Annotated in this window: 7 protein-coding genes; 1 reads left to right on the forward strand and 6 read right to left on the reverse strand. The window is 69.9% G+C overall.

What is annotated here, in order from left to right; all coding sequences use genetic code 11:
* Positions 1-47 precede the first annotated feature (47 nt).
* The 6 genes from ACFYXB_RS18240 to ACFYXB_RS18265 form a co-directional block, all read right to left on the reverse strand.
* A complete protein-coding gene (locus ACFYXB_RS18240; RefSeq protein ID WP_389583254.1) occupies positions 48-806 on the reverse strand; it encodes an IclR family transcriptional regulator in 759 nt (252 codons plus the stop codon).
* A 196-nt stretch (positions 807-1,002) separates the two neighbouring features.
* A complete protein-coding gene (ehuA, locus tag ACFYXB_RS18245) occupies positions 1,003-1,824 on the reverse strand; it encodes an ectoine/hydroxyectoine ABC transporter ATP-binding protein EhuA (protein ID WP_388497156.1) in 822 nt (273 codons plus the stop codon).
* The gene (gene ehuD / locus ACFYXB_RS18250) at positions 1,814-2,458 is read right to left on the reverse strand and encodes an ectoine/hydroxyectoine ABC transporter permease subunit EhuD (RefSeq protein ID WP_351349972.1); all 645 of its coding nucleotides are present in this window, start codon (positions 2,456-2,458) and stop codon (positions 1,814-1,816) included. Before ehuD ends, ehuA begins: the two co-directional genes overlap by 11 nt.
* Positions 2,455-3,201, reverse strand: coding sequence for an ectoine/hydroxyectoine ABC transporter permease subunit EhuC (ehuC, locus tag ACFYXB_RS18255; protein ID WP_351349970.1), 747 nt, complete (start codon positions 3,199-3,201; stop codon positions 2,455-2,457). Before ehuC ends, ehuD begins: the two co-directional genes overlap by 4 nt.
* 15 nt (positions 3,202-3,216) lie before the next feature.
* The gene (gene ehuB / locus ACFYXB_RS18260; RefSeq protein WP_389583259.1) at positions 3,217-4,116 is read right to left on the reverse strand and encodes an ectoine/hydroxyectoine ABC transporter substrate-binding protein EhuB; all 900 of its coding nucleotides are present in this window, start codon (positions 4,114-4,116) and stop codon (positions 3,217-3,219) included.
* 182 nt (positions 4,117-4,298) lie between these two features.
* On the reverse strand, positions 4,299-5,246 hold the full coding sequence (locus ACFYXB_RS18265) for a D-2-hydroxyacid dehydrogenase (protein ID WP_389583261.1): 948 nt from the start codon (positions 5,244-5,246) through the stop codon (positions 4,299-4,301).
* 502 nt (positions 5,247-5,748) lie between these two features.
* On the opposite strand from ACFYXB_RS18265, the gene ACFYXB_RS18270 reads away from it, so the two are divergent.
* Positions 5,749-6,462: a decarboxylase gene (locus ACFYXB_RS18270; protein WP_389583264.1), complete on the forward strand. Its 714-nt coding sequence runs from the start codon at positions 5,749-5,751 to the stop codon at positions 6,460-6,462.
* Positions 6,463-6,529 lie beyond the last annotated feature (67 nt).

A 6,529-nucleotide genomic window follows, 5' to 3' on the forward strand; every position in this document is an offset into this window, starting at 1 on the left:
GACGAAGAAAATACTACCTGGTCCGGAGGGGTGCTGCCGACCGCGCCCTAGATCGCCAGCGAGAGCAGCACCGGCGCCGCGTTCCGGTTCAGTGCGTCCGCCGCCTGCTTCAGCCGGTGCGCGTCCTCCACCGGGAGCGACAGCGCCAGACAGCCCACCGAGGAGCCCGCCGTGATCGGCACCGCCGCGCACACCGTGCCGATCGCGTACTCCTGGAGGTCCAGGACGGGCACCGTCGCCGGCTGGGAGTCGAGCCGGGACAGCAGCAGCTTGTCGCTGGTGATCGTCCGCGAGGTGAGCCGGGCCATTTTGTGCCGGGAGAGGTGGTCGCGGCGGGCGTTGTGGTCGAGCTGCGTCAGCAGGCTCTTGCCGACCGCCGTGGCGTGCGCGGAGTACCGGAAGTCCACCCATTCGTTGACCGCGGGCGTGGCCGGGCTGTCGGCGTACTGGGTGACCTTCACCTCACCGTCGACGTACCGGCTCAGATAGACGGCCGCGCCCACCGAGTCCCGCAGTCGGACCAGCGTGTGCTGGAGTTTCTCGGTCAGCGCCGCCTCCCGGTCGTGCGCGGAGCCGAGTCGGCGCAGGGCCTCCCCGCTGACGTACGCGCCTTCGGCGACCTGCTCGACGTACCCCTCGCGGCGCAGCATGCGCAGCAGTGCGCCCAGGCGCTCGGGGCCGAGGCCGGTCCGGCGGGCCAGCTCGGTTTCGGTGACACCGGTGGTGTGCTCTGCCACGGTCTCCAGGACGCGCAGCGCGTCCTGCGCCGAGTGGTACGGGGCGGTCGGCTCGTGTATCAGCGCCACGGTGGTCCCCCTGCGCTCGCTCTTCGGTCCGCGATCCGGTCGGCGAATCGATACCACGATACTGGGCAAGAGGCCGCAGCGAAGAGGCTGTTGGCGAGATTCCGGCCCCCTCAGCTGCGGCGCAGACACACTGGCATATGCCCAGGTCATGACCCGTGGCCGGGACCTCGGGTGTTGGCGCGTTCACTTCCCGTGGTCACAGCACGGCACCGAGGAATTCCCGTGTCCGGTCGTGCTCGGGATCGCTGAAGATCTTCTCCGGCGAGCCCGACTCGATGATCCGGCCCGAGTCGAACATCAGGACCTGGTCGGAGATGTCCCGGGCGAAGTTCATCTCGTGAGTGACGACGAGCATCGTGATGTCCGTGGTGTGCGCGATCTCCCGCAGGAGGTCCAGCACACCTGCCACGAGTTCGGGGTCCAGGGCCGAGGTCACCTCGTCCAGCAGCAGGATCTCCGGCCGCATGGCGAGCGCGCGTGCGATCGCCACGCGCTGCTGCTGACCGCCGGAGAGCTGGGAGGGGTGCGCGTCGACCTTGTCGGAGAGTCCGACGAGATCGAGCAGCTCACGCGCTCGTTCCTCGGCCTCCTCGCGGCCGAGCCCGAGGACGTTGACGGGCGCCTCCGTGATGTTCTGCAGCACCTTCATGTTGGGGAACAGGTTGAACTGCTGGAACACCATCCCGATCTTCCTGCGGACCTCGCGCAGGTGCCTCTCGTTCGCCGGCTTCAGCTCCCCGTCCGGACCGCGCATGTGGGACAGTGGCTCACCGTTCACCCAGATCACACCGTCGCTGACGCGCTCCAGGGTCATGAGCAGCCGCAGGATGGTCGTCTTGCCGGAGCCGCTCGGCCCGATCAGCGTCACGTGTTCACCGCGCTGCACGGTGAAGTCCAGCCGGTCGAGTACGACGTGGTCGCCGAAGCGCTTGACCACGCGGTCGAAGCGCACCAGGTCGGCCGACGCGTTCGGCGCCGTGGCCTGGGGGGTCGTCTTCTGCAGGGGGTCAGTGGCCAAGGCGCTGCTCCAGCTTTCTCATGAGAAGCGAGGTCGGATAACTTGCCGCCAGGAAGATCAGGCCCGCGAGGGTGAACGTCTCGGCGTACGTGAAGTGGTCCGCGCCGTACTCCCGGGCCTGGGCGACCATCTCCGTGACCGTGATGACGGCCAGGAACGGTGTCTCCTTGAACATGGAGATGGCGTAGTTGCCGAGCGCGGGCAGGACGTTGCGCACGGCCTGCGGCAGGACCACCGCCTGCCAGGTGCGGCGCGGCGAGAGGGAGAGGGCCCGGCAGGCCTCCCACTGGCCCATCGGAACGGCGTCGATGCCCGCCCGGTACACCTCCGACAGATAGGCGGCGTAGTGGATGCCGAGCACCGCGATGCCGATGGTCAGCGGCTTGACCGTGTTGAAGAAGGCGTAGGCGCCGACCAGTTGCACCAGCAGTGGCGTGGATCGGACGAACTCGGTGACCGCCCGGACCGGAACGGTGACCAGCCGGGTCGGCACCCGGCCCGCCATGGCGACAAAGAGTCCGAGCACGGCTGCCACCAGCGTGCCGAGGACCGTGGCCAGCAGGGTGGTGAGGAAGCCGTCCCACAGCAGCGGCAGCGAGTCGCGGACGGCGCCCCAGTCCCAGTCGTAGTTCACAGCGCACCTCCCGCCGTCACCTCGGGCTGCGCAGCCTGCTGCGAGCTGCGGCTGCGCAGCAGGCTGCGGGCGGGCGGACGCTGGCCCAGCCGCGCTTTGGCGTGCCGCTCCAGCGCGTTCATCAGCAGGGTCAGCGCGTAGGCGAGGACGAAGTACAGCACCAGCAGGGTCAGATAGGCCCAGGTGCTCGCGCCCGTGCGGTCACGCATCTGCTGGACCACCGTCGTCAGGTCGGCCGCCGATATCAGCCACAGCAGCGGGGTGCACTTCAGCAGCTGGATCAGCAGGTTGGTGAACGACGGGATCATCTGCGCCCAGGCCTGCGGCAGGATCACCCGGCGCATGCGCTGCGCAGGCGTCATGTTCAGCGCGACGGCCGCCTCCCACTGCGGCTTCGGTACGGCGTTCAGCGCACCGCGCACCACCTCGGAGCCGTACGCGCCGTAGTTCATCCCGAACGCCACCACGCCGCAGAACAGCGGCGACAGCTGGTACCCGGACAGCAGGGGAAACGCGTAATAGAGCCAGAACAACTGGACGTACAGCGAGGTGCCGCGGAAGAACTCCACGACCACCCGTGACACCCCCCGCACGAGCACGGGCCTGCTGTTCGCCATGAAACCGAAGACGAAGGACAGGGCGAGCGCGACGAGCGAGCCGAGGACCGTGGCCTCGAGCGTGACGCGCAGCCCCGACCACACCTGGGGCAGGTGGCCGAAGAAATAGGAGTAGAAGTCACCCATGGGCAGCCGCCCCCGTCATGCCTTGCAGAGGTCGGCGGTCTTCAGGCTCGTCGGCGGGATGGTGTCCTTGCCGAAGCCGTACTGCCCGATGAGCTGTACGTACTGCGCCTGATCCGAAGTGATCTTCTTCAGCTGTGCGTTGAAGGCGTCCCGCAGCTCCTCGCTGCCCTTGCGGAAGACGGCGCCGCCCGGGCTGTACTGCTGCTTGCCGTCCACCACCGGGACGAACGAGTCGGTGACCTCCACCTGCGGGTTGGTCTTGGCGAGCCAGCGCAGTGAGATCCCGGTCAGCACGAAGGCGTCGATCCGGCCGCCCTTGACTGCGTCCGCGCCGTCCTGCTGCTTCTGCAGTGTTTTGATACTGCCCTCGGGTATCCCCGCGGCGGTGGCGTAACTCTTCTCGACCGCGCCCGACAGCACTCCGATCGTGGCTCCGGCCTTCTTCGCCGACGCCAGGTCGGTCAGGTGTTTCGGGTTGCCCTTCTTGACCATCATCGCGGTGGGCGAGATGAACTCGGGCTCGGAGAACAGCGCCTTCTCGCACCGATCCGGGATGATGGCCATGCCGGCGCTGATCACGTCGTACTTGCCGGCCTGCAGACCGGGGATCAGGCCGTCGAACTCGGCGAAGGTCGGGCGCAGTTCGTCGACGCCCAGGGCCTTGAAGATCGCCTGGTGCAGGGTGGGCGCCTCGCCCTCGAGCTTTCCGTTCTCCTCGTAGCCGTAGGGTGCCTCGTTCGCGTAGGCCACCCTCACAAAGCCCTGCTTCTTGAGCTGGTCCAGCTTCGAGGCCCCGCCGTCGCCGCTGGCCGTCTTGCTGCAGGCGGTCAGGAGTCCGGGGACGGTGAGCAGACCGCCGACAGCAGCGCCTCTGGTGAGGAAGCCGCGACGGGACAGGTTCGGAAACTCGGACATGGATACTCAAACCTCCAGGGAGAGCCTTGCCGGGGCAGGCCGTTGACCAGTGGTGGCGCCTGCCCGGTCTCCCGGGGCTATGCGGACCCGCCTGGGGAAGTGATGCAACCGTGTCTACTCAGAGACCATTTTGTTATCTGTGGTCGGGGGTGAGGCGGCCGCTCCGAAGTGCTCTCCGAGGGTCAGTGGCCGGGCACGTAACCGTGCTGCTTGTCGACCACGTTCAGCAGGGTCCGGCCGGCCGCCCAGCGCTCGTACAACTCCACGAACTGCGCGCCGAGTTCGTCCCACCGGCCGACCGTGTCGCCGGCCATGTGCGGCGAGACGAGCAGGCCGGGCAGCCGCCACAGCGGGCTGTCGGCGGGGAGCGGTTCGGCGGCGAACACATCCAGGGCCGCGCCCGCGATCCAGCGCCTGGACAGCGCCTCGGCGAGCGCGTCCTCGACGACCAGCTCGCCCCGGCCCACGTTGAGGAAGTACGCCGACGGCTGCATCATGCCGAAGCGGCGGGCGTCGAACATGCCGTGCGTCCGGCTGGTCAGCGGTGCCGCCGCGATCACCCAGTCCGCGCGGGACATCAGCCGGTCCAGGTCGTCGGGGCCGTGGATGCCGGTGCGCGGGACGCGGCCGACGACGGCGGGGATGACGTCGAGCGCCTTGAGGCTGCGGGCGATGGCTCGCCCGACGGGCCCGGACCCCACCACGCACGCACGCGTGCCGGCCAACCGCCGGGTCTCACGGTGCTGCCAGGTGCGCTCGCGCTGGAGGCCGAGGGTGCGCGGGAGATCCTTGGCGATCGCGAGGACGAGCGCGACGACGTACTCGGCGACGGGCCGCTCGAAGACACCGCGGGCGTTGGTCACCACCGTGTCGGAGGCGGCCAGTTCGGGACACAGCAGATGGTCGACGCCCACGCTCGCCGCGTGCACCCAGCGCGGCCGCGACCCGTCACCGGGCCAGGCCTCGCGCACCGCGTGCGAGGCCCGGTCCCAGACCAGCAGGACGTCGGCGCTCGGCAGCAGCCCGGCGAGCGTGCCCTCGTCGGCGTGCACGACACGGGCGCGACCGGTCAGCCGGCCGAGGCGGGGAAGGGGGTCGGCGTCGAGCACGAGAACGATCGGGACGGGCATCGGCAAGCCGTACCTCCGAGCGGGACGGGGCATCCGACATGCACGGACGGCCCACGCTCGCACCCGCACCGGGGCTCGTCAACAGGGAGCGTCGGGTCGGCTGACCGGCGCCGACGTGCCTTGGTGGGGTGGTGGGGTGGGGTGGGTGTTGGGGGCGGTGGCTCGGACCTGTACGGGGGTTTGTCGACTGAGGGTGTGGGGTCGGCTGATCGGGGGCGGCGTGCCTTGTTGGGGTGGTGGAGGTGGGGTGGGTGTTGGGGGCGGTGGCTCGGACCTGTACGGGGGTTTGCCGACAGAGAGTGTGGGGTCGGCTGATCCGGGGCGACCTGGTCGGTGAGGCGGCGGAGGCGGGGTAGGGGTTGAGGGCGGTCGCTCGGATCCGTACCGGGACTCGTCGACATGGGCGTCCCGTCGGCCGACCGGGTGACGACGTGGTCGCCGGGGCCCCTGCCGGGTACCCCGGCGGTGGAGCCTTGTCGGGCGAACAGCAGGAGGGCTGGACATGACCGCACTCGGATTTCTCTACCCGGGCCATGGCGCCGAGGACGACTATCCGCGCATCGAACAGCTCCTGGGCAGCGACATCAGGCTGGACCTGGTCCACACGGCCGGCGCGGAGGGGCCGCCGGGCGCGGACGCGCTGCGCGCGACGGGCACCCCCGAGCGGCTGGCGCGCGGCGTCGAGGAGCTGCGACTGACGGGCGTCGAGGCGATGGTGTGGACGTCCACCGGCGGGAGCTTCGTGTACGGCTGGCAGGGCGCCCACGACCAGGTGCGCGCCCTGGCCATGACGGCTGGTATGCCGGCCTCCTCGACGTCCTTCGCCTTCGTGCACGCGGCCCTTGAGATCGGGGCACGCCGAGTGGCGGTCGGGGCGACCTACCCGGACGACGTGGCAGCGCTCTTCGCGGAGTTCCTGCGGGCCGGGGGCGTCGAGGTGACGCGCGTACGGGCGGCCAGGCCGGCGAACCCGGACGAGACCGGCCTGATCGCGCTGGCCCGTGAGGCGGACCACCCGGAAGCCGACGCCGTCCTCCTCCCGGACACGGCACTGCACACGGCCGCCCATCTGCCCGCACTGGAGAAGGCCCTGGCCAAACCGGTCCTCACCGCCAACCAGGTCACGGTATGGGAGGCCCTACGCCTCACGGACCGCCGCGTGAACGCCCCGAGGCTGGGCTCGCTGTTCACCCGGGAGCCGATCGTCCAGGTATGAGGGACGCCGGGCGGATCCCGCGCCGTCGCTCCCGACTCCGGGGTCCATTCGCCCGGGGCGCGCTCTT

Source organism: Streptomyces sp. NPDC002619 (assembly GCF_042889305.1).
Taxonomy (GTDB): Bacteria; Actinomycetota; Actinomycetes; order Streptomycetales; family Streptomycetaceae; genus Streptomyces.